Raw genomic sequence first — 26,835 nt, forward strand, 5'->3', positions numbered from 1 at the left:
TCTTCGACAGCCGGTTGAACGCGGAGAACGGGGGGCGCTTGTTCGGGATCGTGGTGAGCTGCATACGGGACTTACCTCTTCCGTTGGTGGACACGTGAATTCTTAGTCGTTTCGAATTCACCGGTCAAAGACCCCGGCTACGAATATGGTTCGTAGCCGGGTCCGGAAGGGCCGTCGAATGTCCGCGTATCGCGCTGTAGGGTGGGCGGGGAAATACTAGGCGGCTGGGTATGTGACGCACGTCCTATGGACCGAATCACGGGAGGGCGCCTCCCGCGTCGCTTTATGTGATTCCTGATGCGCGTTATGTGGCTGCTTTTTCAGCTCCCACCGGGCCGCGTTTCCCCCGCGCTCTCAGGGCCCAGGACGGCAGGCTCCACGCGCCCGCCAGGCCCCGGCTCGGGCGGGTTCCCCGGCGCTGAGCACTCACCGGCCCCGAATCCGCTACGGGCTCAGGAGTGGACGGACACAGCGCCCGGTGGGGGAGCGGAGCTAACCGGTCGTAGCTCGACCCGGTGAATGTTGCGGACCGCTTTCGCGATCCAGGCAGCCGGTGGCGCCGCATTCCGAGACCACCGATAGGACGCGCGGCACCCGCCGATTGCTTCGGGTCGGCCATGATCGGAATAAGCGCTGGTTGTCCGTGGCGGTCGTGGTCGACGTCATGCGTGCTTTCACGGTGGCTGCCTGGACCTTTGCCCAAGGGGCGGAGAAGATCGTTCTTTCTGAATCGCTGGACGAACCAGCAGGACGTCGGCCTGCCGGACCCAGGACACCCACCGTTCCTTGTCGATGCCGGGCAGCGCGGTGAACTGGGGGACCGTCCGCTGATGAAACGCCATGGCCCGCCAGGAGCCACGCCCGCTGTCGGTGACGCGCTACGGCCCCGCAAGCCCCGCCGCCGTCCGGCTCGCTCCCGGGCAGAGCACCTCGTTCAGTCTCATCTGGACGTCGGCCACGGACACGGTCTGCATGGGCGCCGACTGGTACCCACCGCCGTACGCCGCGCACTTCCAGGTGCCAGCTGACAGCACGGCGCTGACCCTGATGCCCCTGGGCATCTCACCGTGCCAGGGGAAGATCGGGGTCACCCCGTTCGGCGTCCTCGGCTCAGCACTCCCTCTTCGCCCCCGACCGGACTGGCGCCGGCTATCCGATCACCGACGCCCAGGCGGCCCGCTACAGGGCGGTCGCCATCCGCCCCTGACCCCCACCGAGGGCGCGTGCAGATCATCACTTCGTTACGGGCAGGCACTCGGTGAGCAGGTCGACGATGTCGCGCCAGGCTCGCTGTGCGTGCTGCGGGTGATAGCCGACGCCGGAGGGCACGGTGTGGTCGACCGGTGGGTGGTGGAAGGCGTGCAGGGCTCCACCGTAGACCGTCAGGCGCCAGTCGACGCCTGCGGCCTGCATCTCGGCGGTGAACGCCTCCCGTTGCGCGGGCGGCATGATCGGGTCTTCGGAGCCGACTCCGGCCCACACCGGGCAGCGAATGCGTGCCGCGTCGCCGGGCCGGCCCGTGGTCACCGCGTTGACCGTCCCGATCGCGCGCAGGTCGGCGCCGTCGCGACCGAGTTCCAACGCGATCGCGCCTCCGGTGCCGTAGCCGATAGCCGCAATCCGGTCGAGGTCCGCCCGAGGTTCGGCCCGCAGCACGTCGAGCGCCGCGTTGCCGATGCCACGCATCCGGTCGGGATCGGCGAGCAGCGGCAGGCAGCGGGCCAGCATCTCCTCGGGATCACTCAAATACCGCCCGCCGTGGAGGTCAAAGGCCAGCGTCACGTATCCCAGCTCGGCCAGGGCCTCGGCCCGGCGGCGCTCGACGTCGCTCAGGCCCATCCCCTCGGGCCCGATCAGGACTGCGGGCCGACGACCAGTATCGGCAGGGAGTGCGAGGTGCCCGATCATCGTGAGGGCGTCGGCCGGGTATTCGATCGTACGCGTTGTGATCGTCGTCATGACGCGGGACAGTACTGACTGTTGAGCCCGGTCAGGCCTATGTTCACCGCTGGCGGACGGCGGCCCATGACGGATGCGCCGCCGGGAAGGTGGGCCGGGGTCGCGGGTCGCCGTCGTGGATGTCACGAACCCTCGGTGAACGCGGTGGTGTGGTCGGCGGCCCACTGGCGAAACGTTCGCGGCGCCGTCCCGAGGATGTCGGTCACCGCGGTGGTGACGTAGGCGGGCTGTCCGACCGCGGCGCGCCACGCGGCGAGCAGCATCTCGACGACCGAGCGGGGCGCCGTACCCTCCGACAGGCTGCGGAACTCGTCCGGCGTTATCTCCTCGAACGCGATCCGGCGTCCCAGGGCGTCACCGATGGCGTCGACCTGCTCGGCATGCGTCAGCGATTCGGGGCCGGTGAGGACGTAGTCGCCACCGGCATGGCCGTCCTGATGGAGTGTCCGCGCCGCGACGGCCGCGATGTCGCGGTCGTCGACCGGTGCCGTCCTGGCAGCGCCGTAGGGCCACCGGACGACGTCGCCGGCCCGGATCGCGGACGCCCACCAGGCCAGCGAGTTCGACGCGAGCATTCCCGGCCGGATGATCGTCGACTCGAGCCCGCTGGCCGCGATGAGCCGCTCGATGTCGGAGTGCAGCGCCGCTATGGGATTGGGCTGCTGGAAGAACGGATGCGGTGTCTGGTGCGGGGAGGAGAGGAAGACGACCCGCCGCACCTGGGCGGCCAGCCGCTCGACGACTGCCGCGGCGGTTGGGGGCGGGGCGGTCCAGACGAGGAAGACCGCACCGGCACCGTTCAATGCCGGGTCGAGCGACTCGGGCACTGTCAGGTCGCCGGTGAAGACCTCGACCTGCGCCGGCAGCGTCGCCGCCGCATCGGGGCGATGGGCGAGGGCCCGGACCGGCACCCCCGCGTCGAGGAGTTGGTCGATGACGACCCGGCCGATCCGGCCCGTCGCCCCGGCTACGAGCACGGGAGGAATGTCTGGCTGATGCACGCCGCCCATGAAAACGTTACTCGGTTAAAAAAGCAACCCGGTTATGAATGTTACTGTGATCGGATGAGCGAGCCGCCGGGACTGCGGGCCCGGAAGAAGGAGCGGACGCGCGACGCCATCGGCGACACGGCCATCTCGCTGTTCCTGGAGCGCGGCTTCGACCCGGTCTCCGTCAACGACATCGCCACGGCGGCGGAGGTCTCCAAGCCGACCCTCTTCCGGTACTTCGCCACCAAGGAAGACCTGGTGCTGCACCGGTTCGCAGACCACCAGGGCGAGGCGGCACGCGTCGTGGGTGACCGCGGGTCCGGCATCGACCCGGTGACGGCGCTGCACCAGCACTTCCGGTCCGGCCTCGATCGGTACGACCCCGTCACCGGCCTCAACGATCAACCGGAGGTGGTGGCTTTCCACCGGCTGGTGTTCTCCACGCCGAGCCTGGCGGGGCGGCTCACGCGCTACCAGATGGAGGACGAGGAGGCATTGGCGGACGCCCTCGGCGAGGGTATCCAGGCGCGTCTGCGAGCCGCCCAGGTGCTCGTGGTCCAACGAGTCCTCGCCCGGACCAACTGGCAGAAGATCGCCGGCGGTCGAGCCGCCCACGACGTCCACCCCGAGGCCGTAGCCGAAGCCGACCAGGCATTCGACCAACTGCGCTGACCGTCGGCGCCCCGGTCGAAGCATGCTGCGGGCGCGGTGCACGCGTTGCCGTGGACCCGGTCGGGCCGCTTCCGCGGATGCCGGCGGCAACCGCATCCTCGGCCGCCGCAACCGGACACGGTGACGGGCCGCTCCCCGCTGCGGCAAGGAGGGCCCGTCACCGCCGCGCACCGGACGCGCGCGGCGCTGGCCTCAGGTCAGCCGCAGGGCACCGTGCCCGGCGTAAAGGTCACCAGCGGGTTGAGATCACCGGCGAAGCGGTAGACGGTCGGGGTGCTGCCCTGGCAGGTGTAGCGGATGGTGCCGAAGCCGTAAGCCACCGGGAGGACCGTTCCGTTGGCGTCGACCTTCTCGATCACCCCGTACGCGGGCTGCACGACGCCGTTGCAGGTCTTGAAGTCGTACAGCGACACCTGGCCGCCCACGAGGTCGAAGTCCGTGCTGTACCAGCAGTCGGACGCGGCGGGGCGTGCCACGGCGACGGCGCTGGTGGCGCCGGGGATGAGGATCGCGGCCAGGGCCGCTGCGCTCGCAGCGGCGGTCAGACGGAGCTTGCTCACGGGTTGTTGTCCCTTCGGAAGGAGGAAGGCGGCCTCCGAGCGTAGGGTTGGCGACACATTCCTGCAATAACTCGTGCGAAGGTAAGAAATTTACGTCACCGGTGCTGCAAAGGATTGTCGTGGACGGTCCGAACGCCGATACCCGCCGCGGCGAGCAACTGCTTGTTGCCAGCCGCCGTCGCCAGGGCCTTGCCTGGCCGTGAAGCGTTCCTGGAGGGCCGCGACTATGGCGTCGTCGGTCGAAACGCTATGCGCCCACCATCCCTTGCACGAATCGCCGAAGGTGCGTGCGCACAGCGTCGGGCTGTTCCAGCCAGGGCTCGTGCCCGGCGCCCTCGATCGGCGTCAGCGGAAGACCGAGCCGCAGCGCGAGTGATTCGAGAGCCGACACAGGGCGGGGATCGGCGGCCCCGCCGAGAAGCTCGGCTCGCTCGGGCAGGCACACGCGCAGTTCGGCAAGATGGTCATCGAGCGGGTCCGCCCGTCCTTCCTCGCCAAGTTCAGTGTTCATAGCCCAGTTGACGGGGCGGCGCCGCCGGGCACCCTGGGCCGCCCAGCGCCAGCCCTGCTCGGGATCACGGTGGTCGGTGAACCAGGCCAGTGTGAGCAGCTCGACCTTCTGCTCCTCCGTGCGGTGCGGCAACTCCTCCAGATCTACAAGGGTGACCGGTGGTGCTTCCCGGCCAGGGTCTGTTCGATCAGGGAGCGCAGTTCCCAGTCGTCGAGGACGGCAACGTCACTGCCGTGGAGGGACAGGCGGCGGTCCGACCGCTGGATTGCCAGCAGCGCGGTAGGGATCGTCGGGCTGACTCGCCCATCGTCGCCTCCGCGCCCGCCAGTGGGAGCAGGCGGAGGGCGCGCGGTATCTCCTCGACCGGACTCTCCTCCCGATGCGCCGTCCCGAGTGCGTCCCACGCCGCACGACCCAGCGCTGCCAGGAACGGCGTTCCCGTCACCCTCATACTCGTTCACCGCCACGCCGGCCTGCTCGCCACCAGCGGTCGTCGTGCACGAAACCGGCCGTCCTGTCGCCCGAATTCACCCCTGCCGCCGACTGCCTGTGCCGCCTGGCGGGAGCGGTCCCGGGGGAGACCCGCTGAGCGGGCTGGGCGCGGCACGGCGGTGGGCCCTGCTCGCCGCCGCGGACCCGGCGGGCTGGTCGGGAGCGGTGAGGCCGGCGGCCATGGCCTGGAGCAGGCGGGTGAGGCGTGGCTCGAAATCGAGCGCGGCGTGGCCCCAGCGGGCGTTGGTGGCATAGAGCTCGGCGAGGGTTCGCGTCGGGTGCGAAAGCTGCCAGAGGTTCGCGGTCAGCCCCAGCGCGGCGGTGATGAGGTCCTGCACCTGGGCGGTGGTCATGGTGCCCGCGCCGGTCAGGGCGTCGACGATGGCGTCGTACGCGCTGAAGGAGTTGGTCTTGTAGCGGCGGGCGCGTTCGATGCCGACGTCGCCTTCGAGGCTGAGCGGTACATGGGTGAGGAGGTCGCAGAACAGCGGCTGTGCGGCGAGGGTGGCGGCCACGGCGGTGGCGGTGCGCGCCGGATCGAGGTCGCCGGCGTCCGCGAGATGGGCGGTGAGGAGGTCGCGCCACTGGTTCCAGCCGCGTTCCGCCAGTTCGAGCAGCAGCTCCTCCTTGCTGTCGAAATAGCGCCGAACGGCGGACGGGTGCAGGCCGGCGGCTTCGGTGACGGCTGCCAGGGTGATGTGGCGGACCCCGCCGCGCTCGGCGGCCAGCAGCCGGGCGGCGTCGAGGAGGTCTTCGGCGCGGCGGAGTTTGGCCTCCTGCGAGCGGGCTCGGCGATGCATGCCCCCACTGTAACGCGTGCTGGATGCGTTATCGCCGGGAAGAGTGTTAGCGTGCAGATAACGCAATTCGATTGCGTCGGGAGCGGCGGCCGCCGCCGTGCCACCCGGCCAGTCGACGAGAGGAGACCGGCCATGCACGCCGCAGTTGTCACGGGATTCGGCGAACCGGGCGTTTTCGCGCTCACCGAACTGCCTGACCCGGCCCCCGGGCCCGGTCAGGTCGCCATCGACGTCAGCCATGCCGCCGTCGGCCTGATCGACGTCTATATCCGCCAGGGCCTGTACAAGGGCCGGGCGGGACTGCCGCAGCCGCCGTACGTTCCCGGGCTGGAAGTGGCCGGCACCGTCCGCGCGGTGGGGGCGGGTGTGGCGGGCTTCCGGACCGGGGAGCCGGTGGTGACGCTGTCCGGCACCGGGGCCGAGGGCGGCTACGCCTCGATCGCCGTGGTGGACGCGGCGCTGACCGCCCGGCTGGACGGCACCGGGATCGACCCGGCGGCGGCAGTGGCGGCCGTGCCCAACGCGGCCACCGCCTACCTGGCCCTGACCGAGGTGGCCCACCTCAAGCCGGGCGAGCGGCTCCTCGTCCATGGCGCCCTGGGCGGGCTGGCCGCCACCTTCCCCGGCGTGGCCCGCACCCTGGGCGCCGCCGCCGTGGTCGGCACCGTGCGCCGTTCCTCGCTCGCCGCGGCGCGAGCCTCCGCCCTGCCCTACGACGAGGTCGTCGCCGGTGAGGATCTGCTCGACGCGGTGGGCCGGCAGCGCTTCGACGTGGTCGTCGACCCGGTCGGCGGCCGGCTGCGCACCGACAGCCTGCGGGTGATGGCGCCGATGGGCCGGATGCTGCTGGTGGGCAATGCCAGCGGCGACTGGGAGCACACCGTGCCCACCAACTCCCTGTGGTTCGGCAGCCTCGCCCTGCTCGGCTTCTCGATCGGCTTCTACCTTCCTGCCCACCCCGAGCAGGCCCGACCCGCCACCCTGGGCGCCCTGGAGGCCATCGGGCAGGGCCTGGTCGACATCAGCACCCGGACGCTGCCGCTGGCCGAGGCCGCCGAAGCGCATCGCCTCGTCGAACAGGGCTCGGTGCGCGGCCGGATCCTGCTGGCCCCCTGACCTCCCGCCGGGCCGGTGACCCGGGGCCGCCCCCTCTTTCATATGCATGCTGCTGACGCCTGAGAACAAGACTGCGATCTCTGCCCGAAGACCATGACCATACGGACATGACCTCCGCCTTCCCGGACGCCGGGACCTGTCACGCCCTCACCGACCGACTCGCGCACGTGCGCTGGATCGGCGGCGGCACGGGTGCCGGCAAAAGCACGCTGACCCAGCTGCTGGCGGACCGGTACGACGTCACGGTCTACCGGGGTGATCGGGCGACCACCGGGCACCGCTGCTGCGCCGGCCCGGCCAAGCGGTCTTCCTCCTGCCCACCCCTGGAATTCGGGAAGAACGCACTCGCCACCCGCTGTGCGGAGCCCGCTCGCGCTCGGACCAATTGGGGCAGCGGAGATCCGGCAAGCGCACACGCCAAACGACTGGCCCGCGACGCCCTCTGGGACGAGGAGGTCCGCTGAGACTTCTCCACACGCCCTGCGGCGACAGCGGCCTCCACCGCGCAAGCCAGCCTGTCAGCGGTCCTGTTCGGTGGATGCGAAGACCCGGAGGAAGGTCTGCAGAAGGGTGCGCCGTCCCTCCAGCTTGACGAGCCCGCATTTGGCAGCCTGTACGAGTGCCCGGTAGGAGGGCAGGCCGTCCGGCTCGAAGGTGATGGCGAGGTCCGGCTTGTCGGGGGTCGGGCCGACGCCTGCTTCCAGGTGCCCGTCGGTGACGACGGCGTGCAGTATGTAGTCGGGGTGGCGGATCTCCCAGGACGCCGTGAGGTCTGCGGCTGCCGCGGGATCGAACACGGCCCGCAGCGAGAGGGTCACCGACTCCGGCGTGACGATCTCCCCGGGCCGGGGCTCGCCGAGCTGGGTGGCTCCCCAGCGTCCGAGTGCGAGGAGCGCGGGTTCGAGGTCGTGCCCGGCCTGGGTGAAGGCGTACTGAACTCCCCGCTGGGGCGCCGGAGCGAGCTGGCGCTCGATGATGCCCGCCTGTTCGAGCTCTTTGAGCCGGGTCGAGAGCACGTTGGTGGGGATGCCGGGGAGTCCCTCGAGCAGATCCGTGAACCGGCGCGGCCGGACCGTGAGATCGCGAACGATCAGCAGGGCCCACCGCTCACCCACGAGCTCCATGGCGCGGGCGAGACCGCAGTACTGTCCGTAGTCGCGACGCTTCATGCACTAAGGCTAGCTCGCTTCTCATAGTGACGCACAGTCTCCGTAAAGATTCTTGCTTGCAATAATGAAGTAGGCAGTGTTCCCGTCCCCGGTTGCCGTCGCCTGCCCGCAGCGTGACGCTGGAGGCCGCGACCGTCTGCCACTCCGGTCCGACCATGGGCCGGCAGGTTCCCCCCGTCTCGCTTGCTCAGCATCCCGCATCCCGCACCTCGCACCCCGGTCGAGGCCTGCGACAACGGGACCTTCTCGGCCCCGCGTCGGGCGGAGGCCTTCAGGTTTTCCCCGGATCTCATCGAGAAAGTGAGGCGCCGCCGGTCCGTGCCCCTGCCCGGCAGGGCGACATCGAGAGGACTCATCCCATGACGCGTATCGCCATCAACGGATTCGGCCGTATCGGCCGCAACGCGCTGCGGGCTCTGCTCGCACGGCGGAGCGGCCTGGAGGTCGTGGCCGTCAACGACCTGACCGACTCCGCCACCCTGGCCCGGTTGCTGGCCTTCGACACCACCGCCGGGCGGCTGGGGCGCCCGGTGTCGGCCGAGGGTGACGATCTGGTGGTCGATGGGCGCCGGATCGCGGTGTTCGCCGAACGCGACCCGGCGCGGCTCCCGTGGGCCGACCTGGGTGTCGACATCGTCTTGGAGTCCAGTGGCCGCTTCGCCTCCGCCGAGGCGGCTGGCGCCCACCTCACCGCAGGCGCGAAGAAGGTCCTGGTCAGCGCGCCTTCCAGCGGCGCCGACGCCACCATCGCCTACGGCGTGAACACCGAGGTGTACGACCCGGCCGCGCACAGGATCATTTCCAACGCCTCCTGCACCACCAACGCGCTCGCCCCGCTCGCCAAGGTCCTGGACGACCTCGCCGGCATCGAGCAGGGCTTCATGACCACGGTGCACGCGTACACCCAGGAGCAGAACCTGCAGGACGGTCCGCACCGCGATGCCCGCCGAGCCCGAGCCGCCGCCGCGAACATCGTGCCCACGACCACCGGTGCCGCCAAGGCCATCGGCCTCGTCCTGCCCACTCTCGACGGGAGGCTCTCCGGCGACGCCCTCCGTGTCCCGGTCGCCGTCGGCTCGATCGTCGAACTCAACACCACCGTTGCCCGCGATGTGACACGCGACGATGTCCTCGACGCCTACCGCGCGGCCGCCGAGGGCCCGCTGGCCGGTGTCCTCGAATACTCCGAGGACGCGCTCGTCTCCTCCGACATCACCGGCAACCCCGCCTCCTCCATCTTCGACTCCGCCCTCACCCGTGTCGACGGCCGCCACATCAAGGTGGTCGCCTGGTACGACAACGAATGGGGCTTCTCCAACCGCGTGGTCGACACCCTCGAATTGCTCGCCGGCTGACCGGACGCCGCTCCGGAGTCCACGGCCGGGCGCTGGCGGAGAACGAGGGGCTCGACGGCGCCGGTGACCAGGATGGAACACCGGGCCGTACCGCGGCCTGTCGGCCGAGGTTTCCGCAGGTCCGGACGTCTGCAAGTCCCTGCCTAGGGACAAGTAAGGTCTCCTGGAAGATGTTTGATTCGAATAATGCTTCGTACTTGCAATGATGCAGTGCTGATCTATGCTGGGCCCATGACTTCTCTGAAAGACGCAACTGTTCTTGTCACCGGTGCCAACGGCGGACTGGGGACCGCCCTGGTCGACGCCGCCCTGCGGCGCGGTGCCCGGCACGTCTACGCGGCCGCGCGCAACCCCAAGGAGTGGGGCGACGAGCGGGTGACGCCGCTCCAGCTGGACCTGACCGACCCCGACTCGATCGAGCGGGCCGCCGCCCAGGCCGGCGACGTCACCGTCCTGATCAACAACGCCGCCGTCTTCCCGCGCGGGGACCTGCTGACCGCCCCGGTCCAGGACGTGCGGGAGGCCGTCGACGCCAATCTGCTCGGTCCGATCCTCGTCGTCCGTGCCTTCGCCCCCGGCCTCCTGGCGGCCAAGGGCGCGCTCGTCAACATCGGATCCGTGCTCAGCTGGTTCGCCGTGGGCAAGGCCCACAGTGTCTCCAAGGCGGGGCTGTGGATGGCGACCAACGCCTTCCGCCTCGAACTCGCCCCGCAGGGCGTCCATGTTCTCGGCGTGTACCCCGGGCCGATCGACACCCCCATGCAGCCCGGTGACGACCGCTCCGGGATGAGCAGGCCCGCCGACATCGCCGCCGCCACCTACGACGCCCTTGAAGCCGGCGAGTTCGAGCTCATCCCGGACGCCATGGCCGCCAAGGTCCACGGTGCCCTGTCCCAGCCGGTCACTGCCCTGTATCCGGCCCTCGCCGCCGGGTAGGGCCGGCGGTCGGCTCACGCCCCGGGGTCGTCGGCGTCACGTCACGACCGCACCGCACCGCACCGGGCCGGCGCCTGCGGCGTCCCACGGCCGCCGGGGTCCGCCGCCCCGCCGCCTCCGGCCGCGCGGAGTGGAGAGCCCCTCGCTGCTCCAGGCCGAGGCCGGGAGGCCGTCCGGGCCGAGGAGACGGGGTTGGCCGCAGGGGCGTGGTGCGCCGGATCGAGACGTGCCGGCCGGCGCCGATCGACACCGTGAACTGCGCGACATACGACCAACTTTGACGTTCCGACTCAGACTTACGGAGTTCTTTTATGCCAGCCGCCGGAACCTCGTCGCCGCGCGAGGGCACGCCCCCGACGGATGCGCGCGCTGTCCGCGCGCTGGTGATCCTGTGTTCGGCGACCTTCCTTGCGTCGCTCGACGTGTGGATCACCCAGGTCGGACTGCCGTCCATCGGCCGCGGCGTCCATGAATCGTCGCTGTCCGATCTGAGCTGGATCCTCAGCGCCTACGCCGTCATCTACGCGGGACTGCTCGTACCCGCCGGCCGGCTCTCCGACCGCTACGGCCGCAAGCCCGGATTCCTGCTGGGCCTCGGCCTGTTCACCGCCGCCAGCCTGGGCGCGGCACTGAGCGGCGGGATCTGGATACTGGTCGCGTTCCGGTGCCTCCAGGCCGCAGGTGCCGCCTTCATGACGCCGTCGAGTCTCGGGCTCATCCTCACCACCGCGCCGCCCGGCAAAGTGAGCCGCTACGTCAGGATCTGGTTCACCGCCAACGCCCTGGCCGCCACCGCGGGACCCATCATCGGCGGCGTACTCGTCCAGGCCTCCTGGCGCTGGGTGTTCCTGATCAACATCCCGATCGGCCTCATCGCGCTCGCCGCCGCCGCGAAGGTGCTGCCCGACACCCGGCACGACCAGGACACCCGGCTGCCGGACCTGGCCGGCGGCGGACTGCTCACCCTGGGCATCAGCGCGCTCGCGCTGGCCGTCGTGCAGGCACCCGACTGGGGCTGGTCCAGCACCGGCGTGATCGTCGCCTTCGTCGTGGCGGCAGCGGCGGTGGCCGGGTGCCTGTGGTCCTCGGCACGCCATCGCGCACCGGTGCTCGAACTGGGCCTGTTCCGCGATCGGGTGTTCAGCTTCGCCAACGTGACCACCCTGCTGTTCATGGCGGCCTTCTCGATCAGGCTCCTGTCGGTCATCCTGTGGATGCAGGGGCACTGGCACTACTCAGCCATCAAAGTGGGCCTGGCCTCCGCGCCCGGAACCCTGGTGGTCCCGGTCTTCGCCGCGCTAGGAGAGATGCTCCAGGTCAAGGCACGCGTCAGACCCGGACTCATCGCCGCGGCGGGGATCGTGCTGTTCGGCGGCGGCATCGTCCTGCACGCGGTCTACCTCCACGAGAGCGGTGACTACGCGGGGGCGTTCCTGCCGGGCTGGCTGCTGGGTGGTGCGGGCGTGGGGCTGGCCTTCCCCACGCTTGTCTCCTCCGCGACGGTGGACCTGCGACCTGAGCAGACCGCCACCGGCAGCGCCGTCGTGTCAATGGCCCAGCAGGTCGGTTCGGTCCTCGGCGTGAGCGTTCTGGTCGCCGTCCTCGGCACCGCCTCCGGCGCGGCGTCGCTCCACCTGTACCGGCTCAGCTGGATCGTCTCGGCCGGCATGGCCGCCGTCGCCGTCGTGACCGCACTGGCGATCACACCGAAGGCGCCCCAGGCTGGCCAAGGCGGCCCGTCCGGGCCGGAGCGGGCGCCGGAGACGTCTCAGGAGGTGGGACCCGACCCGATCCGTACCGCCCACTGAACCCCGTCGGGTTCAGGCCCGGCCATCCGGGTGTGAACCCGTAGGCCGGGTCCGGACCGATCTCCTGACACGGAACACCAGCGGAACACCAATGGAGGAACGCCATGCCATCACTGCTCATGGTTCTGACCGCGGCGACCAGGTGGAGCCAGAAGGACGGCACTCAGCGGCCGACCGGCTTCTGGGCCGAGGAATTCGTCGAACCGCACCGCGTGTTCACCGCGGCCGGGGTGGACCTGACCATCGCCTCGCCCGGCGGGCGCCGCCCGGTGGTGGACGAGGGCAGCCTGACAGCGCGGGCCAACGGAGGAGATGAGAAGAAGGCCGCCGATCTGCGCGCCTACCTGGAGGAGGTCAAGGACCTGCTCGACGCGCCGGAGCGACTGGAAGACATCGACCCGGCGGCGTACGACGGGGTGTTCATTCCCGGCGGCCACGGCCCGATGCAGGATCTGGCCGTCAACGAGGACGTCGCCCGGATCCTGGCGGCGCTGCTGCCCGATCCGTCCAAGGCCGTGGCTTCCCTCTGCCACGGACCGGCGTCTTTCCTGGCGGCCGGCGACGCCGAAGGGAACTGGCTCTTCAAAGGACGGCGGATGACGTCCTTCACCGACGAGGAGGAGACGCTGACCGGCCGCGCCGCCAACGCCCCCTGGCTGCTGGAGGAACGGCTCAGGGCCGCCGGCGCCCTCCACGAGCCCGGACCCGCCTGGTCCTCCCATGTGGTCGTCGACGGGAATCTGGTGACAGGCCAGAACCCCCAGTCGGCCGCCGAGGCCGCCCGCGCCGTGCTGGACATGCTCGCCGAACGGGCCGGCAAGCCCTCCGGGGCGTGACCCGGTCGCCCACGCAACCCGCCCTGGGCTGAACGGCCATGCGCGAAAGGCGAGCGCGGCCGTCCCGGAGCCCGAAAGCTGCCTGTGCTCCCCGCGCTCGGGCGCGCGTGAGCCGGTCCGTACGGAAACAGCCGGCCGCGCGACCCGGCAGTCTCGTGGCCGGAGGCAGGCTACGGGACCGCGGCGCGCGGGGGGACTGATCCGGCCGCAACGACCCGACCGAACCCGACCGCTGGTCAGAAGCCGGGCCGAGGCCCCTGATCGCCACGGTGCGGACGGTGCGGCGCAAGCGTCCCAGCCCAACCGGCGGGGCGGGCACCGGTCCGAAGCCGCGCGCACGGAGACGTCGTGAACTGTCCCGGCCCGTCGGCACCCTGACGGCGCGGGGGAGAACCCGCGCCGCCCATCGCACGCATCCGCGCCCACGACGCGCGGAGCGGCACCGGCGACCGGATGGCACCGGGCAGCCTGGACGTCAACGACACCGCGTCGGTGGCCGCCGCGGCCGAGACCGCGCACGACTCCACCGTCGTGCTGAACAACGCCGGCATCACCAACACCAAGCCCCTGCTGGAGATCACCCTCGACGAGGTGCGAGCGCTGTACGAGACCAACGTCTTCGCCCCTCTGGCGGTGGCGCAGGCGTTCGCGCCGGTCCTCGAGGCCAACGGCGGCGGCGCCCTGGTCGACATCCTGTCCGGGCTCAGCTGGCTGGCCACGCCCTCGGCCTACCCGTCGACCAAGTCCGCGTTCTGGTCCCTGACCAACGGCCTGCGGATCGAACTCGCCGGACAGAAAACCCAGGTGGTCGGCGCCCACCTGGCCTTCACCGACACTCCGCTCATCGCGGAACTCGACGTACCCAAAGCCGACCCCCGGGACATCGTGGCCGTCATCTACGACGGCCTCGAAGCCGGCGACCTCGAAGTGATATGCGACGACATCAGCCGCGGCATCAAGAGCGCGCTGTCCGGTCCCATCGAGGCGCTCTACCCGCAATTCGCCCCCGGGAACTGAGCAGCCGCACCGCTTTCCCGCACACGAAGGGCGCGGGCGCCGCCGCAGGCAGGGCAGCCGGCCGGAAGCCCCGACAAAGCGAGGAGCCGGACCGGCGCCTCGCGGCCCGCGGGGGGTGCGGCTGCCCGCGAGGGTTGACCGGTTCGCCGAGACAGCCCCGACCCCCGCTCGTCGCGGCGCAGGTCCACTCCCCGGAGCGCTCCGCAGGGCAAAGAGTCGTCGCGCGTCAGTCCCGAATAGCGCAGCTCGCTTGGCCGTAGGACAATCAACCGTGGCCGCGCTGCCGGGCTTTGAGCAGGCTTTCCATGGAATGAACGTTCCAAGCGCCCTTGCCGGCACTCATTCTTGTGATCGACCATTCTTGTGATCGACGAAGAAAAACGGCCTTGCCGCTGGCAGGCTTCAGTGCCACGACCTGGCTCTGTCAGGGGTGCACTGACTGAAGAAAGGCTCAAACCATGTCCGAGCTGCGTTCGTCGAAGAGTTTGGACGTCAATGTATTCAATTCTCCTCGCAGGCAGGCCGTCGGCGAGCGGCCGTTGGAGATGGGTCCGCCGTTCGGCTGGGATCCGACCACGGCCACGCTGATCTACGGAGAGCGTGACGCCGTGCTGGTCGACGCGCTCACCACCGCGGCGGAGGGCGAGGCCCTGGCGAACTGGATCGCTCTGCACAACAAGAATCTCACGACGATCTACATCACTCACGGACACCCCGACCACTTCTTCGGACTGTCGGTCGTGCTCGAACGCTTCCCGAACGCGAAAGCGATCGCCACGCCCGGCACGATGGAGGTCATCGCCACGACCCCGCCGGAGCTGATCGAGTTCGGTCGGAAGATGTGGCCCGGTCTGCCCGCGACCATGGCCCTGCCCGAGCCGTACGAGTCGGACACCTTCACGCTCGAGGGGGAGGAAATCCGCATCATCGAGCAAGGCCGCACCGACGGGCTGCACAGCACCTCGCTGCACGTGCCCTCCATCGACCTGGTCGTCGCCGGCGACGTGCTGTACAACCAGTGCCACATGTTCGTCGGTGAGACGACACCGGAGAGCCGGGAGAACTGGATCGCCGCACTCGACCGGCTGGCGGCACTCCGCCCGAAGATCGCGGTCGCCGGTCACAAGAAGACCGGCGCCCCCGACACGCCCGAGTGCATCGACGCCTCCAAGCGCTACTTGCGTGACTTCGGTCGGCTCAAGGAGTCCACCACGTCCGAGCGGGAACTGTTCGAGGAGATGGACAAGCTCTATCCGGACTGGGACAGCCACCAGTCCTGGCTGATGTTCGGGCTGCCCCTCAAGACCATCCCCGAAGGCACGCAGTGACACCCGCGGACCGGGCGGGCCGGAGTGCCGGGCGATCGGCGGGGGCCAGCCACGCGCGTCCGCCGTTGACGCCGGGAAGCCAACTGGCATGGGTTTGCCAAGCCAGCGTATTCTCGATCGTATGAAAGCCATGGAACTCACCGCGAACCGCTACTGCTCGATCGCGCACAGTCTGGAGACCCTCGGCCAGAAGTGGAGTCTGCTGATCATGCGCGAGGCGATGTGGGGCCGCACCCGGTTCGCGGAGTTCCGGGCGATCGGTGCTCCCACGGACATCCTGACCGCGCGGTTGGACTCGCTGGTGGAAGAGGGGCTCCTGGAGCGCAGGCCGTACCGGGACCCGGGGGCCCGGGCCCGTGACGAGTACGTCCTCACCGAGGCGGGCCGCGATCTGCTGCCGGTCCTTGCCGCTTTCGTGGACTGGGGCGACCAGTACCGGCCCATGGAACGCGGTCCTGCCGCCGTCTTCGTCGATGAGAGCACCGGGCGTCCGGTCACGCTCTCCTTCGCCGATGAGAGCGGTGCCGTCATTGAGCGTGGTCGCGTTCGGATGGTGCCCGGCCCCGGGGCGCCGGAGGCCGACGGCTAGGACGTGCATTTCAGCGAGCGGTGCCCTCGGCGGACTGCGCCTCGGCCGCCCCGGGGCAGCGACCTCGCCGGACCCCTTGAAAGCCGCCCGAGCCGAAGAAACCCAAGCCGACAGCTCCTTGGAGGCAAAGGTCAGCGCCCGGCCACCGCTTGGACCCGCCCGGTCGCGACGTCGTAGACCAGCCCCGAGACACCGGCGCCCTCAAGGCGGCTGTCGGCGCGCAGTACCGACATGTCCCGGGCGACCGCGCCGTACGGGTCGTTCACCAGGACCCTGCCGAGTTCGTCCTCGGGGACTTCGAAGTAGGGGGCGAGCAGCTCCGGACGGGATTCGATCCTGGTGATCCCGCATTGGGTGTGCTGCATGACCACCAGTTCCCAGGTGGAGTCGATGTCGTCGTCGACGGCCTGCGCGATGGCGCGGAGCATGAACAGTTCGTCCAGCGTGCGGGGCGTCACGCGTCCGCCGATATTGCGGATCGCCATGATCTCGCCCTGAGCGGCACCGAGCACCACCGCCGGGTCGACCCGCGTGTCGGCGCAGCAGATGACGATCGTCGCGAGCTTCGGCTTCATCCGCAGGCCGGCGTCGAACTCGGACTCGACGAACCTCTGGTTCCGGGCAGCAAGGGTTTCTACGACACCCACGGGTCCACTCCTTCCGGCGGGGTGGTGGCTGGCTCTCCGGGTCAGAACCGCCGGGCCGCGACGAAACTCGCCGACGGCTGTCCGGGGCTCCCGAGCCCGCGGGCCGGTGGCCATTCGTCTCCGGCGGGAAAGATCGAGGGAATGCGAACATAACGCACATCTCGTGACCCCGCGCCGGATCCCACGCTGGGCTCCGCGGCGCGCGAGGGTGAGGACTGCCGGTCAACGCGTCGGATAGCGCGTGCGGGTCGGAGTCGTCGCCGATCCGGCCGCCGTCCCGCTGAGCGAGAAGGTCGCCTCCGTCTGTACCCCTTCAGGAGGCGGCCCGCAGGACAGCGGACGGCTACGACTCACCCCTGGCGATCTCCACCGACGGACAGCTGTCGGAGCTTCTCGTGGCTCTCCGTTCCGGGTGCGGCCGTGTAGACCTGCAGCGCCTGGGACCGGCCGGGGTCCACCAGGGTCTGGCAGTGAAGTTCGAGCAGCCCGAGCGCCGGGTGCACGATGCGTTTGGGAGCGCAATACGCCCCGAGCACCGGGTGCTCCCGCCACAGGGCGGCGAACTCCGGGCTGGCGGTCAGCAGCGCGTCGACGATCATCGCGGCACGCGAGCCCACGCCGTCCCTGGCGTATGTCGCGTGCAGATGCGAGGCGAGGAGACGGCTGTGCATCGGGTGGTCGTCCTCGGGATAGATCATTCGCGTACCCGGATCGGTGAACCAGCGGTGGTGCAGGCTGCGGGCCAACCCGGTGTGCCCGCTGTCGTCTCCGACCAGCGCGACGGCCGGGCCGGTCTGCCCGAGTGTCTCGCCGAGGAGACTCACCACCTGCGCGGGGGTGTCGGCGAGCCGGTCGAGGATGCGCATGATGCCCGGATCGACGCGATCGCTTCGGCGCCCCTGTCGCGGGACCGCGTAGCCGCCGAGCTGGAACAGATGGTCGCGCTCCTCGACGGACAGGCGCAGACCCCGGGCGATCGAGGAGAGTATCTGTTCGGACGGGTGGGGTCCGCGCTCCTGCTCCAGCCGGCTGTAGTAGTCGGCCGACACGTCGGACAGCGCCGCCACCTCCTCACGGCGGAGCCCGACCGCGCGCCGTCGCCGCCCACGGGGCAGCCCCACGTCTTCAGGTTGCAACGAGTCACGCCGGGTGCGCAGGAAAGCTGCGAGTCGAGCCCTGTCCATGATGAGAGTGTCGTCGACAACGGCCCCGACGGCGAACACCTCAGGGCGCGTCGTAGGTGACCCGGGTCAGCCGCTCGGACACGTCCCAGAGCCTTGCCGCGGTCTCCGCGGAACGGGCTGACTTGTAGACGGTCAGCTCTGTCGGGCGGCCGGTGAACTGCCCGAAGCCGTCGGGGCCGAAGAACCGGCCTCCTCCCGCGTCCGGGCCGGTCGCCGCGTACAGCGCGGGAAGCACCCCCGCGTCGACACCGTGAACGAGGACGCCAAGCCGGGCCAGTCGGCTCATGATGGCCTCGTAGGGCGACGGCCGGCCACGGCCCATGTTGGGACCGGACGCGTAGAGATTCGTCAGGGTGGTGCCGGGGTGGGCGGCGTTACTGGTGATGCCCCATCCCTCCGCCTGGCTGCGCCGGTCCAGTTCGAGGCCGAACAGCAGGTTGGCGAGCTTGGACTGACCGTAGCCGCCGATCGGTGAGTACTTCCGCTCGCTCTGCGGATCGTCCCAGTTGATCTTGCCTGAGCGGGCGGCGCTGCTGGTTACGGTGGTGACTCGGGCCCGGCCGGCGCGCAGCAGCGGGAGGAGCTGTCCGGTGAGCGCGAAATGGCCCAGATGGTTCGTACCGAATTGCAGTTCGTAGCCGTCCGCCGTGGTGTGCCGGGTGGCGGGCGCCATCACGCCGGCGTTGTTGACCAGGATGTCGACCGGCCGCCCGGCGCGGTTCAGCGCCGCCGCGAACGCGGCGACCGAGGCCAGCGACGCCAGATCGACAGGTCCGGTCGAGACGGCGGCACCCGGTACCGTTGCCCGGATCTTCTCGACCGATGCGGCGCCCTTGTCCGGGTTCCGCGCGGCAAGAAGCACCTCGGCCCCCGCCTGGGCCAGTTTCCCGGCCAGCGCGCGGCCGATGCCGTCGCTTGCGCCGGTCACCACCGCGAGCCTCCCGGTCAGGTCGGGTACGGGCACATCGATCACTGCGAAACTCCCTGTTCGACGTCTTTTCCTCGGCTCTGCAACCCTTTCACCCTCGCCTGGGCGCATCCATGTCACGCCGAGCCATGGATAACGAAACCGTGGTCGCCGGCCGGGAGCCGCTGCCGGCGGGCCGCCCGGGGCAATCACGGAGCCGGGGCTGACCAGGGGAATCGTCCCGGCCCGCGCACGGGCCCGATCGGGGGGAAAATGGTCAGCGGACCACCACGCCCGGGGCGGGAACGCCGGCGCATCGATCGATGGGATGCAGGGATGGCCGAATCCGGCACAGGAACGCCCCGGTTCGCGGAGGACATCCTCGGTCCGGTCGGCGCCGCCGCCGCGGTGGTCGGCGGCGACGGGATCGTCCTGGGCTGGACGGCGGCCGCCGAGCGGGTCACGGGCTACCGCGCGAAGGAGGTGGTGGGGCGTCCCGCCGCGCGGTTGCTGGCCGAGACGTCCGTCGGGTTCGCCGCCTGGGCCGCGCCCCTCCGGGCCCGAGAACCGTGCTCGGGAGCCATCCGACTGCGCCGCAGGAGCGGCGCTGGCGTCCTGGCGACGGTGGAGGCGTCCCCGCTGTCCGGCGACGGTCGGCAGGACTGGTTCGTGACGGTCGCCGATCCCACCGGGGCCCTGTCCTGGCGGCCGGCACGGTCGTCGATCTCGGCGGCACTGACGGCCCGCTCGCCGGTCGGGCTGTCCGTCTGGGACACCGATCTGCGCTGCGTGTGGCTGAACGACGCCGCCGAGCGCCAGGACACCGTGCTGGGGCGCCGGCGACTGGGACGCCTGATGACGGAGGCGCAGTCCGGCGAGACGGGCAAGTCGGTCGTGGTCGCGATGCGGCAGGTGCTGGACACCGGTGAGCCGGTGATCGAGCGGGAGTACACCTGGCGCCTGCCGGGTGAGGACGAGGAGCGCCTGCTGTCGTCCTCCTACTTCCGGCTCGACGGGGCGGACGGCAAGCCGATCGGGGTGGTCGACATGGCCACCGACATCGAGACCTCCCGCGTCCGTCAGCACCTGCTGATCCTCGGCCGGGCGGGCAACCGCGTCGGCACCACCCTGGACGTCATCACGACCGCCCAGGAACTCGCGGACGCCGCGGTGCCGCTCATCGCCGACTTCGTCACCGTCGACCTGGGGGAGAGCGTCCCGCTCGGTGAGGAGCCCCTGCAGCGCCTCCCGTCCTCCGAAGCCGGCATTCCGGTCTTCCGCCGCGCCGGCATGGCATCCGTCCATGAAGGGGTGCCCGAAGCGGTATGGCGTGTCGGAGACGCGGTCCTCGTACCGCCCGAGTCCCCCTTCACCCGCACCCTGGTGACCGGAGAGTCGTACCTCCAGGAAGCCGTCGACTTCTCCCCTGGCAACTGGCTGAACCAGGACCCGAATCGCCTGCGCGCGGTGCGGGAGACGGGCATGCACTCGCTGATCATCGTCCCGCTCCGTGCCCGCGGGACCCTGCTCGGGGAAGCGGTCTTCGTCCGCAACGAGAACAAGGTTCCGTTCTCCGGGGACGACCTGCTGCTGATCGAGGAACTGGTCGGGCGGGCCGCGCTGAGCATTGACAACGCCCGCCGCTTCACCCGCGAGCGGGCCGCCTCCATCGCGCTGCAGCGCAATCTGCTGCCGCACCATTTGTCCGGCGGCGGCGCCGTCGAGCTGGCCTCACGCTATCTGCCCGCCGACACGCACGAAGGTGTGGGCGGCGACTGGTTCGACGCGATCCCGCTGCCCGGCGCCCGGGTCGGCCTTGCCGTCGGCGATGTCGTCGGCCACGGCATCAACGCGGCCGCCCTGATGGGACAGATCCGCACCATCATGCGGACGCTCGCCGACCAGGACCTGCCGCCCGAGGAGCTGCTCGCCCGGCTGGACCGGCTGATCCTGCCGGTGACCGGGCAGGACAGCAGCACCGGGGGCTCCGCCGGCTTGGTGATGACATGCACCTGCGCTTACGCCGTCTACGACCCGGTCACCAGCGTCTGCGCCATGGCCTCGGCCGGCCATCCGCCCCCCGCCGTGCTCTGGCCCGACGGCAACGTCACCTTTCCCCGGGTCCCCACCGGGGCCCCGATCGGCATGGGCCTGATGTCCTGCGAGCCCTTCGCGGTGGAACTCCCCGAAAACACCACCATCGCCCTCTACACCGACGGCCTGATCGAAACCCGCACCGCCGACCTGGACGCCGGCATGAACCGGCTGCGTGCGGCCCTCACCGGGCCCCGGACGCCGCTTGAGCAGCTCTGCTCGCACGTGATCGACGCCATGACCCCGCGCCGCCGCCGCGGAGCGCTGGTGCCGGACGACGAGAGAAGCATGTACGCAGACGATGTCGCCCTGCTGATGGCCCGCACCCGTGAGAAAGACCAGCCCCGGTTATCTCCGGCGCGGCCCCTGCGACGTCGGGTCGGCATCCGGCGGAAAGCCGGGCGGGCCCGGCTCCGTTTGCCTGTCAGTTCGTCAGCAACTGCGGCGTGAGCCTGTCGATGTCCTGGGCGTCCAGACCGAGCGCTTTGGATGGGTCCTGGGCTCGGGCGGCTCGGCGAGTTCCGGCACTTCCGGACCGCCGTATCGGCGGTGGACCACGGCTTTCATCAGGTCCCCGGAATCGCGATCGGCATGTCCATCAGCACGCTGTGCCGGACGATCTTCCACTCGCCGTCCACCCGGCGCAGCTCGGTGTCGTAGTACCCGGACTCGATCGGCTGGACGGCGCCCTGGGCGCCGGAGGACCCGGCCGGCCAGCCCTCGGCCGGGCGGGCGGACGCCCGCACCCGGTGGACGATGAACTGGGCGTTCAGATGGGCGTGGTCGCCGTCGACCTCGACGATGTGGTCGGAGGTGGTGTGGTGGCTGGAGCCGCCCTCCGGGTGGGCGGACATGAAGTGGGTGACCGCGTATTCCACGCCCGCCCCGCCGATCAGGGGCTCGCCGAACGGCTCGTAGCTGTCGGGGCCGGTCCTGATGTGGATCTGCACGATCGCGTCGTCGGTGAACAGGCCGCCCTGCGTCCTGCCGTCGCGCCGGTCGGTGGCGCGGACATAGCGGGCCAGGACTTCCTGGACCTGCCGCTCGTCACTCATGGGAGGGGTTTCCTTTCGGTGGGCGTCCGGGACCTCGGCGGTCACCCGGCGTAGCGTCCCGCCACGGGGAAACGAACCCCCGCGGCAGCCGCTGACCCCATCCGACCAGGACACCGCCCGGGGAGCCATGACCGTTCCGGTACGCGGCGATACTCTGGAGGTATGGATCAACTGGAGACCCGGGAGCTCGTCTACTTCGTCGCCGTGGCGGAGGAACTGCACTTCAGCCGGGCGGCGGAGCGGCTGGGCATCGCCCAGCCGCCGCTGTCCCGCGCGGTGTCCCGGCTGGAGCGCCGCATCGGGGTGCGTCTGCTGGAGCGCACCAGCCGCCGGGTGGAACTCACCGCGGCGGGCCTCGTCTTCCTCGACGAGTGCCGCGCTCTGCTCCGGGGTCTGGACGCCGCGGTGCGCCGTACGCAGCGCACGGCCCGTCCCGCACGGCTCGTCCTGGCGGTCCGCCCCGGCACCGGCTCCGGCCTGCTCGCGCAGGTCCTGCGGTCCCAGGACGCCGCCGAACCCGACCTCGTCTTCACCCACGACGGGGCCGGCGCCCTGCGCGACGCGACGGCCGACATCGCCCTGCTGTGCACGGACAGCGACGACCTCACCGGCCTGCTGACCACCGAAGTGGCGCGGGCCCACCCGGTCGCCCTCGTACCGCGCGACCACCCTCTCGCGGACCGCGCGGTGGTGACCACCGCCGAACTCCGGCAGGATCCGGCCTTTCAGGAGCAGTGCCCGCCGATGGGCCTGGACGAGATCCTCGACCGGGTCGCCCTCGGCCGCCTCGTCACCGTCGTCGGTTCGGCCGCCGCCGACTGCCTGACCCGGCAGGTGACCGCCGTCCCGGTGGCAGACCTGCCCACCACGACACTGGCGCTCGGCTGGCTCGCCCAGACCTCACGCCCCGAGATCGCCTCCTTCGCCCGCACCGTCCAGCGCATCACCGCCGATCACGCCGACACCCGACTGCTCACCGAGCCCGCCCCGTAGCCGCCGGCGAGGGGCCGCGTGCGGCGAGAACGGGCTCGGCGAGGCAGCCCTGCGCCCACCCAGGCCGGGCGGTACACGATGTGCAGCAGGCAGGGTCTCCCGTAGGCGGCAAGCGCTCCGTGACCGCCGACCTCGCCGACACCCCGCTGATGACCACTCCCATGTGGACGGTACGGGAGCGGATGCGGACCGCGTCGGTCGAGGGCGGGTTCCTGGTGCTGGTGGTGGACTCCTCGGTCGGCAAGACGCGGCTGTTGTACGAGTCGGCGCGCGCTGTCCTGGGGGACTTCGTCGTGCTGGCCCCCGAACTCGGCGACGGCGGGCTGGTCAACACCGTGGCCGTCGCCGCGTTCCCGCTGCCCAGGCCGATCGTGTGGCTCGACGAACTCCAGCGGTTCGTGCCCGGCCCCTACTTCACCGCTCACGCCCGTGCCCGACGACCGTTGCCTTCCCCGCCTACGCCCCGCGGGGTCGTGCCCCTTCAGGCCCACTGGTCAGCGGGAATTGGGAAACCGCACGCTCTGGCTTGCGCGCTGCGCCCGGTCGCCGGGATTCCTGGTCGGCTCGGTCAGCCCTTACGGGTCGAGCGGTGGAGTCGGATCGCCGAAACCAGGAAGAAGATGCCGCCGAGTGCCGCGTAGCCGGCCAGAGTGGTCAGCGAGGGGTCGGCTTTCGAGGCGCTGTGGATGAAGGAAGCGCCGGCGAGGACGGAGATGCCGCCGCTGGTGATCATGGCCCACTGGCCGCCCATCGGCCGGCGGGCGATACCCACGAAGAGCTGGACCAGGCCGGAGACGACGGCCCAGGCGCCCCAGACCCGCAGGACGTCGTCGGTGCCGGAGGTACTGGCGACGGCGACGCCGACGGCGGCGAGCGTGCTGATGGCCATGTTCGTGTACAGGCCCTTGACCGGCCCGTCGGTACGCGCCGACCTGGCGTCGACGACAGCCGCGGCCACGTCGAAGGCGGGGTAGAGGAACAGCAGCACTCTGGCCCCGGTGGTGAGGTCGGAGCCGGACAGCAGCAGCAGGAGCGCCCATGCGGCGGCGAAGGCGAAGCGGACGGCGTACAGCCGGGGCAGGACAGAGCCGGGGCTCACCTGCTCCGTGGCGGCGGCGGATGCCATGGGGATTCTCCAGTGGGTGCGGGGATGGGGTCCGGGGACGGGTACGGCACTGGTTCGGCCGCCCGGGCCGGGCCGACGTCGGCGGGGAGGTTCTCCCGGAGGGAGGCCGGATCCGGCGACGAAGGAGGAGCCCTGGAATGCGGGCCGTCGCGGGACGGCAGGACCGGTCATGGGAGACCTCCTCTCGACGTAGAGAGAACGATCTCTCTTGTCGGTAGCGTGGCATATTCCCGGCGCTAAAACAAGAGAGAGCGTTCTACCCGCTATGCTGGGAGGCATGACGCAGACGGAATCCGGCCCCGCCACCGGCAGGAGAGTCTCCGCAGCCCGGGAGCGGCTGCTGAGGACCGCCGGGCAGCTCTTCTACGCGGAGGGCATCCACACGGTGGGCGTCGACCGCCTGGTCGCCGAGGCGAAGGTCACCAACGCCACCTTCTACCGCCACTTCCGCAGCAAAGAAGACCTGGCCGTCGCCTACATCGGCAGCGTCGACCAGGCGGTCCGCACCCAGATCGGCTCCCTGATGGCCGCGGACGCGCCGACCGGCGGGATCCTGCGGGGCATCGGAGCGTCACTGGCCGGGCAGATCCGCTCGCCCGGCTATCGCGGTTGTGCCTTCCTCAACGCGGCAGCGGAATTCCCTGCTCCCGACCACCCGGTCCACCAGGCCGTCGTGCGGCACCGCGACTGGTTCCTGCAGACGATCACCGCACTGTTCGCCGAGATCGCGCCGGCCGAGGCCGAGCACGCCGGACGGCACTTCGTCATGCTCCGCGACGGCGCGACGAGCGCCGGCTACCTCGGCGACCCCGTCGTGGCCGGGGAGACGCTGCTGCGCGGCATCGACGGTCTACTGCGGGTCCTCATCGGCCACCACCCCGACCAAGGCGCCGCCCCCGCGCCCGGCGAGGCGCCTTCGGCCATCACGACAGTCCCCGGAATCGAGTGCTCGCCGCCCAGCGCGTAGCAGCGGTTCGGCCACACCCGGTCAGCCCGGCATCCGCCCGCGAACTCCTCACCGGACTCCCGGGTGCGCACCTTCTCCCGTACCGAGCGCACCCCGGCCGCGACTCTGGCCGCCGCGGACCCCCGCCTGGGCGTCCAAGCTCCCCTCACCGCTCAGTTCCTGCAAGACGGCCCCCGCCACGCCTGACGCGGGAGCGGTCGATGCCCCTGCCTCCAGTGCTTCTCCGCCGCCGACTGACATCCCGGCTGGTCGCTGAGCTCCGCACGGAGATCGGCAACGGCCGGGCGACGATTGGCGACTACGCCGCACAACTCGGCCTGGCCTGGCGCACGGTGGAGAGCGCCGTCTACGGGTGGACCTGGCGGTCGGTCGCCGACCCCGGACCCCGGCAGCCGCCCACGACGCCGGTCCGAGACGAGCCAACTCCGGCCTCCGCCAGGCTCACCCCCGAGATCGTCGCCGACATGCGCGTCCGATACCGCGGAGGAACGGCTTCTATCGGCTTGCACCCCGTCACGGATGGGGACCACTGACGAGCAAGAACGACTCCTGCCTGGGCCCAGAAGGGATCTCGACCGGGCCCGGCGGGACCCGGCGACGTGGGACGACCTCGCCTTCCGCGCGGAGCACGCCGACGACAACCGCGTGATCGACGGGATCCGGCAGTGTGATCGATCCGGGGCTGGTGGTCAGCGGCTTCGCCTTCGGCCCACCTGCTACTGGGCTACCGGCCCCGCCCTGGCTGGAGTTCGGGAACGGGTGTTCAACTGGAGATGTACAGAGGGGCGCTGTCGGCCTCCGTGCTCACTATGTACGTGCCGTCCGGGAAGGTGATGCCGGTTTCCGCGGCCGTGATGTACGTACCGGCGCCGTGCGGCGTGTCCGTGGTCTGGAGGCCCTGGGTGGTGCTGTAGGAGTAGCGGACCGGGCTCTGGGCGACCACGACGTTGTTCTTCGCCAGCAGCACCTCGACGGCGATGGCGTTGACGACGTTGGTGCACTGGACGCTGGCGATCGCCTCCACACCGCCGCCCGGGTAGGCGCCGCCGTAGTAGCGCAGCGGCGGCTGTGAGGTGAGGGTGCAGGTGATCGTCGCGTACGGCGCGGTGGTCGAGGTGTGGGTGACCGTGACCGACGTGACGGCCGGGCGCAGCACGCTGGGTGCTGCGGACAGGCGGAGCCCGGCGGTGCCCGCTGGGGAAGCCTGGATGGTAGCGGCCTCGGCGCCGCCCGTGGCGGAGATGGTGGCCAGGACGGTCGCGACGGTCAGCGCCGCGCCGGTCAGTGCCCGTGTGGCGCGGCGGCCGGGTCACGGGAGGCTGTCTGATCGGGACATCGTGTCTCCTCGTTCTTGGCGGACGTACATGTCGGGACTGTGCGCGGGCAGGCAGGAGCACGGCCGGGCGTCAGGGACGTGCGGTGCCGATGCTGGTGCGGAATTCCACGGGGTACGGTGAGCAGCCGTGCGCCCCGCCATTGCCATGGCCGTCGTACCGGACCGGTGGAGCCGGCCGTCGCCGGGCGCACGTGACGCGCCGTCGCCCGGCAGCGGACCGAACGACCCGCCTCCGAACCCTCCGCAGGCGTCCTGCACGGGGCCATGCGGCTGTGCTCACCTCTCGTCGCCGAGCCTTACGGCCGTCGACGCGGCGGAAATTGAGATTGGAGGGGTGGGTAGTTGGTGCAGTGGGTGGGGTGTGGGCTGGGGTGTTGGTGGTTGGGTGA

The 26,835-nt window shown here is 70.7% G+C and carries 27 protein-coding genes and 1 pseudogene; 15 read left to right on the forward strand and 13 right to left on the reverse strand.

The window, feature by feature from the left end; all coding sequences use genetic code 11:
* Nucleotides 1-601 precede the first annotated feature (601 nt).
* Nucleotides 602-769, forward strand: a pseudogene (locus tag ACFO3J_RS32305) (2-phosphosulfolactate phosphatase); the annotation flags it as partial.
* 464 nt (nt 770-1,233) lie between these two features.
* Here ACFO3J_RS32305 and ACFO3J_RS32310 read toward each other — a convergent pair.
* Both ACFO3J_RS32310 and ACFO3J_RS32315 read right to left on the reverse strand, forming a co-directional pair.
* Entirely contained in the window at nt 1,234-1,959 is a 726-nt protein-coding gene (locus ACFO3J_RS32310; protein WP_386437215.1) for a dienelactone hydrolase family protein, read from the reverse strand.
* A 122-nt stretch (nt 1,960-2,081) separates the two neighbouring features.
* Nucleotides 2,082-2,936, reverse strand: coding sequence for an SDR family oxidoreductase (locus tag ACFO3J_RS32315; RefSeq protein WP_386437218.1), 855 nt, complete (start codon nt 2,934-2,936; stop codon nt 2,082-2,084).
* Between the two features lie 87 nt (nt 2,937-3,023).
* On the opposite strand from ACFO3J_RS32315, the gene ACFO3J_RS32320 reads away from it, so the two are divergent.
* Nucleotides 3,024-3,620 carry a TetR/AcrR family transcriptional regulator gene (locus ACFO3J_RS32320; protein ID WP_386437221.1) on the forward strand — a complete coding sequence of 199 codons (597 nt, stop codon included), beginning with the start codon at nt 3,024-3,026 and terminating at the stop codon, nt 3,618-3,620.
* Nucleotides 3,621-3,817: 197 nt separating this feature from the next.
* Here the strand turns inward: ACFO3J_RS32320 and ACFO3J_RS32325 are convergent, their stop codons facing one another.
* The 3 genes from ACFO3J_RS32325 to ACFO3J_RS32335 all read right to left on the reverse strand — a co-directional run bounded on the left by ACFO3J_RS32325 (nt 3,818) and on the right by ACFO3J_RS32335 (nt 5,983).
* Nucleotides 3,818-4,180: a hypothetical protein gene (locus ACFO3J_RS32325; protein WP_386437224.1), complete on the reverse strand. Its 363-nt coding sequence runs from the start codon at nt 4,178-4,180 to the stop codon at nt 3,818-3,820.
* 247 nt (nt 4,181-4,427) lie between these two features.
* Nucleotides 4,428-4,823, reverse strand: a complete 396-nt coding sequence (locus ACFO3J_RS32330; RefSeq protein ID WP_386437227.1) for an alpha/beta fold hydrolase — start codon at nt 4,821-4,823, stop codon at nt 4,428-4,430.
* Nucleotides 4,824-5,218: 395 nt separating this feature from the next.
* Nucleotides 5,219-5,983 (reverse strand): TetR family transcriptional regulator, encoded by a 765-nt coding sequence (locus ACFO3J_RS32335; RefSeq protein WP_386437230.1) that lies wholly within the window; start codon nt 5,981-5,983, stop codon nt 5,219-5,221.
* Nucleotides 5,984-6,115: 132 nt separating this feature from the next.
* Here ACFO3J_RS32335 and ACFO3J_RS32340 point away from each other — a divergent pair, with 132 nt between their 5' ends.
* Both ACFO3J_RS32340 and ACFO3J_RS32345 read left to right on the forward strand, forming a co-directional pair.
* Nucleotides 6,116-7,099: a quinone oxidoreductase family protein gene (locus ACFO3J_RS32340; protein WP_386437232.1), complete on the forward strand. Its 984-nt coding sequence runs from the start codon at nt 6,116-6,118 to the stop codon at nt 7,097-7,099.
* 107 nt (nt 7,100-7,206) lie between these two features.
* On the forward strand, nt 7,207-7,563 hold the full coding sequence (locus ACFO3J_RS32345) for a hypothetical protein (RefSeq protein ID WP_386437235.1): 357 nt from the start codon (nt 7,207-7,209) through the stop codon (nt 7,561-7,563).
* A 54-nt stretch (nt 7,564-7,617) separates the two neighbouring features.
* Here ACFO3J_RS32345 and ACFO3J_RS32350 read toward each other — a convergent pair whose 3' ends face one another.
* The gene (locus tag ACFO3J_RS32350) at nt 7,618-8,268 is read right to left on the reverse strand and encodes a winged helix-turn-helix transcriptional regulator (protein ID WP_386437237.1); all 651 of its coding nucleotides are present in this window, start codon (nt 8,266-8,268) and stop codon (nt 7,618-7,620) included.
* A 359-nt stretch (nt 8,269-8,627) separates the two neighbouring features.
* Here ACFO3J_RS32350 and gap point away from each other — a divergent pair, with 359 nt between their 5' ends.
* The 5 genes from gap (at nt 8,628) to ACFO3J_RS32375 (ending at nt 14,220) form a co-directional block, all read left to right on the forward strand.
* Nucleotides 8,628-9,623, forward strand: coding sequence for a type I glyceraldehyde-3-phosphate dehydrogenase (gap, locus tag ACFO3J_RS32355; protein WP_386437240.1), 996 nt, complete (start codon nt 8,628-8,630; stop codon nt 9,621-9,623).
* Between the two features lie 231 nt (nt 9,624-9,854).
* Nucleotides 9,855-10,559: an SDR family oxidoreductase gene (locus ACFO3J_RS32360; RefSeq protein WP_386437243.1), complete on the forward strand. Its 705-nt coding sequence runs from the start codon at nt 9,855-9,857 to the stop codon at nt 10,557-10,559.
* A 311-nt stretch (nt 10,560-10,870) separates the two neighbouring features.
* The gene (locus ACFO3J_RS32365; RefSeq protein ID WP_386437246.1) at nt 10,871-12,367 is read left to right on the forward strand and encodes an MFS transporter; all 1,497 of its coding nucleotides are present in this window, start codon (nt 10,871-10,873) and stop codon (nt 12,365-12,367) included.
* Between the two features lie 104 nt (nt 12,368-12,471).
* Entirely contained in the window at nt 12,472-13,203 is a 732-nt protein-coding gene (locus ACFO3J_RS32370; protein WP_386437249.1) for a type 1 glutamine amidotransferase domain-containing protein, read from the forward strand.
* A 453-nt stretch (nt 13,204-13,656) separates the two neighbouring features.
* Nucleotides 13,657-14,220 (forward strand): SDR family NAD(P)-dependent oxidoreductase, encoded by a 564-nt coding sequence (locus tag ACFO3J_RS32375; protein WP_386437252.1) that lies wholly within the window; start codon nt 13,657-13,659, stop codon nt 14,218-14,220.
* Nucleotides 14,221-14,485: 265 nt separating this feature from the next.
* Here ACFO3J_RS32375 and ACFO3J_RS32380 read toward each other — a convergent pair whose 3' ends face one another.
* Complete coding sequence (locus ACFO3J_RS32380; protein ID WP_386437253.1) at nt 14,486-14,632, reverse strand: hypothetical protein; 147 nt, start codon at nt 14,630-14,632, stop codon at nt 14,486-14,488.
* Between the two features lie 46 nt (nt 14,633-14,678).
* Between ACFO3J_RS32380 and ACFO3J_RS32385 the strand changes: the two genes are divergently transcribed.
* Complete coding sequence (locus ACFO3J_RS32385; protein WP_386437256.1) at nt 14,679-15,548, forward strand: MBL fold metallo-hydrolase; 870 nt, start codon at nt 14,679-14,681, stop codon at nt 15,546-15,548.
* Nucleotides 15,549-15,669: 121 nt separating this feature from the next.
* Nucleotides 15,670-16,137 carry a winged helix-turn-helix transcriptional regulator gene (locus ACFO3J_RS32390; RefSeq protein WP_386437258.1) on the forward strand — a complete coding sequence of 156 codons (468 nt, stop codon included), beginning with the start codon at nt 15,670-15,672 and terminating at the stop codon, nt 16,135-16,137.
* 131 nt (nt 16,138-16,268) lie between these two features.
* Here the strand turns inward: ACFO3J_RS32390 and ACFO3J_RS32395 are convergent, their stop codons facing one another.
* From ACFO3J_RS32395 to ACFO3J_RS32405, 3 genes are all read right to left on the reverse strand, one after another.
* On the reverse strand, nt 16,269-16,784 hold the full coding sequence (locus ACFO3J_RS32395; RefSeq protein WP_386437260.1) for a carbonic anhydrase: 516 nt from the start codon (nt 16,782-16,784) through the stop codon (nt 16,269-16,271).
* Between the two features lie 350 nt (nt 16,785-17,134).
* The gene (locus ACFO3J_RS32400) at nt 17,135-17,968 is read right to left on the reverse strand and encodes a helix-turn-helix transcriptional regulator (protein WP_386437262.1); all 834 of its coding nucleotides are present in this window, start codon (nt 17,966-17,968) and stop codon (nt 17,135-17,137) included.
* Nucleotides 17,969-18,008: 40 nt separating this feature from the next.
* Nucleotides 18,009-18,941 (reverse strand): SDR family oxidoreductase, encoded by a 933-nt coding sequence (locus ACFO3J_RS32405; protein ID WP_386437264.1) that lies wholly within the window; start codon nt 18,939-18,941, stop codon nt 18,009-18,011.
* A gap of 270 nt (nt 18,942-19,211) precedes the next feature.
* Here ACFO3J_RS32405 and ACFO3J_RS32410 point away from each other — a divergent pair, with 270 nt between their 5' ends.
* Entirely contained in the window at nt 19,212-21,419 is a 2,208-nt protein-coding gene (locus ACFO3J_RS32410; RefSeq protein ID WP_386437266.1) for a SpoIIE family protein phosphatase, read from the forward strand.
* A 116-nt stretch (nt 21,420-21,535) separates the two neighbouring features.
* Here ACFO3J_RS32410 and ACFO3J_RS32415 read toward each other — a convergent pair whose 3' ends face one another.
* Nucleotides 21,536-22,024 carry a nuclear transport factor 2 family protein gene (locus ACFO3J_RS32415; RefSeq protein ID WP_386437269.1) on the reverse strand — a complete coding sequence of 163 codons (489 nt, stop codon included), beginning with the start codon at nt 22,022-22,024 and terminating at the stop codon, nt 21,536-21,538.
* A 162-nt stretch (nt 22,025-22,186) separates the two neighbouring features.
* On the opposite strand from ACFO3J_RS32415, the gene ACFO3J_RS32420 reads away from it, so the two are divergent.
* On the forward strand, nt 22,187-23,017 hold the full coding sequence (locus tag ACFO3J_RS32420) for a LysR family transcriptional regulator (protein WP_386437271.1): 831 nt from the start codon (nt 22,187-22,189) through the stop codon (nt 23,015-23,017).
* A 119-nt stretch (nt 23,018-23,136) separates the two neighbouring features.
* Nucleotides 23,137-23,658, forward strand: a complete 522-nt coding sequence (locus ACFO3J_RS32425; RefSeq protein WP_386437274.1) for a hypothetical protein — start codon at nt 23,137-23,139, stop codon at nt 23,656-23,658.
* Here ACFO3J_RS32425 and ACFO3J_RS32430 read toward each other — a convergent pair.
* Complete coding sequence (locus ACFO3J_RS32430) at nt 23,586-24,143, reverse strand: hypothetical protein (RefSeq protein WP_386437276.1); 558 nt, start codon at nt 24,141-24,143, stop codon at nt 23,586-23,588. The genes ACFO3J_RS32425 and ACFO3J_RS32430 overlap by 73 nt on opposite strands.
* Nucleotides 24,144-24,420: 277 nt before the next feature.
* Between ACFO3J_RS32430 and ACFO3J_RS32435 the strand changes: the two genes are divergently transcribed.
* On the forward strand, nt 24,421-25,110 hold the full coding sequence (locus ACFO3J_RS32435; RefSeq protein WP_386437279.1) for a TetR/AcrR family transcriptional regulator: 690 nt from the start codon (nt 24,421-24,423) through the stop codon (nt 25,108-25,110).
* Nucleotides 25,111-25,873: 763 nt separating this feature from the next.
* On the opposite strand, the gene ACFO3J_RS32440 is transcribed toward ACFO3J_RS32435, so the two are convergent.
* Entirely contained in the window at nt 25,874-26,266 is a 393-nt protein-coding gene (locus ACFO3J_RS32440) for a hypothetical protein (RefSeq protein ID WP_386437282.1), read from the reverse strand.
* Between the last annotated feature and the right edge of the window lie 569 nt (nt 26,267-26,835).

It is taken from the genome of Streptomyces polygonati (assembly GCF_042650325.1).
Taxonomy (GTDB): Bacteria; Actinomycetota; Actinomycetes; order Streptomycetales; family Streptomycetaceae; genus Actinacidiphila; species Actinacidiphila polygonati.

Bases quoted from the DNA above. Each gene is read 5' to 3' on its own strand.
- ACFO3J_RS32310 (WP_386437215.1), bottom strand. From the start codon at position 1,959: ATGACGACGATCACAACGCGTACGATCGAATACCCGGCCGACGCCCTC.
- ACFO3J_RS32320 (WP_386437221.1), top strand. From the start codon at position 3,024: ATGAGCGAGCCGCCGGGACTGCGGGCCCGGAAGAAGGAGCGGACGCGC.
- ACFO3J_RS32335 (WP_386437230.1), bottom strand. From the start codon at position 5,983: ATGCATCGCCGAGCCCGCTCGCAGGAGGCCAAACTCCGCCGCGCCGAA.
- ACFO3J_RS32340 (WP_386437232.1), top strand. From the start codon at position 6,116: ATGCACGCCGCAGTTGTCACGGGATTCGGCGAACCGGGCGTTTTCGCG.
- ACFO3J_RS32345 (WP_386437235.1), top strand. From the start codon at position 7,207: ATGACCTCCGCCTTCCCGGACGCCGGGACCTGTCACGCCCTCACCGAC.
- ACFO3J_RS32350 (WP_386437237.1), bottom strand. From the start codon at position 8,268: ATGAAGCGTCGCGACTACGGACAGTACTGCGGTCTCGCCCGCGCCATG.
- gap (WP_386437240.1), top strand. From the start codon at position 8,628: ATGACGCGTATCGCCATCAACGGATTCGGCCGTATCGGCCGCAACGCG.
- ACFO3J_RS32360 (WP_386437243.1), top strand. From the start codon at position 9,855: ATGACTTCTCTGAAAGACGCAACTGTTCTTGTCACCGGTGCCAACGGC.
- ACFO3J_RS32365 (WP_386437246.1), top strand. From the start codon at position 10,871: ATGCCAGCCGCCGGAACCTCGTCGCCGCGCGAGGGCACGCCCCCGACG.
- ACFO3J_RS32370 (WP_386437249.1), top strand. From the start codon at position 12,472: ATGCCATCACTGCTCATGGTTCTGACCGCGGCGACCAGGTGGAGCCAG.
- ACFO3J_RS32375 (WP_386437252.1), top strand. From the start codon at position 13,657: ATGGCACCGGGCAGCCTGGACGTCAACGACACCGCGTCGGTGGCCGCC.
- ACFO3J_RS32385 (WP_386437256.1), top strand. From the start codon at position 14,679: ATGTCCGAGCTGCGTTCGTCGAAGAGTTTGGACGTCAATGTATTCAAT.
- ACFO3J_RS32390 (WP_386437258.1), top strand. From the start codon at position 15,670: ATGAAAGCCATGGAACTCACCGCGAACCGCTACTGCTCGATCGCGCAC.
- ACFO3J_RS32400 (WP_386437262.1), bottom strand. From the start codon at position 17,968: ATGGACAGGGCTCGACTCGCAGCTTTCCTGCGCACCCGGCGTGACTCG.
- ACFO3J_RS32410 (WP_386437266.1), top strand. From the start codon at position 19,212: ATGGCCGAATCCGGCACAGGAACGCCCCGGTTCGCGGAGGACATCCTC.
- ACFO3J_RS32415 (WP_386437269.1), bottom strand. From the start codon at position 22,024: ATGAGTGACGAGCGGCAGGTCCAGGAAGTCCTGGCCCGCTATGTCCGC.
- ACFO3J_RS32420 (WP_386437271.1), top strand. From the start codon at position 22,187: ATGGATCAACTGGAGACCCGGGAGCTCGTCTACTTCGTCGCCGTGGCG.
- ACFO3J_RS32430 (WP_386437276.1), bottom strand. From the start codon at position 24,143: ATGGCATCCGCCGCCGCCACGGAGCAGGTGAGCCCCGGCTCTGTCCTG.
- ACFO3J_RS32435 (WP_386437279.1), top strand. From the start codon at position 24,421: ATGACGCAGACGGAATCCGGCCCCGCCACCGGCAGGAGAGTCTCCGCA.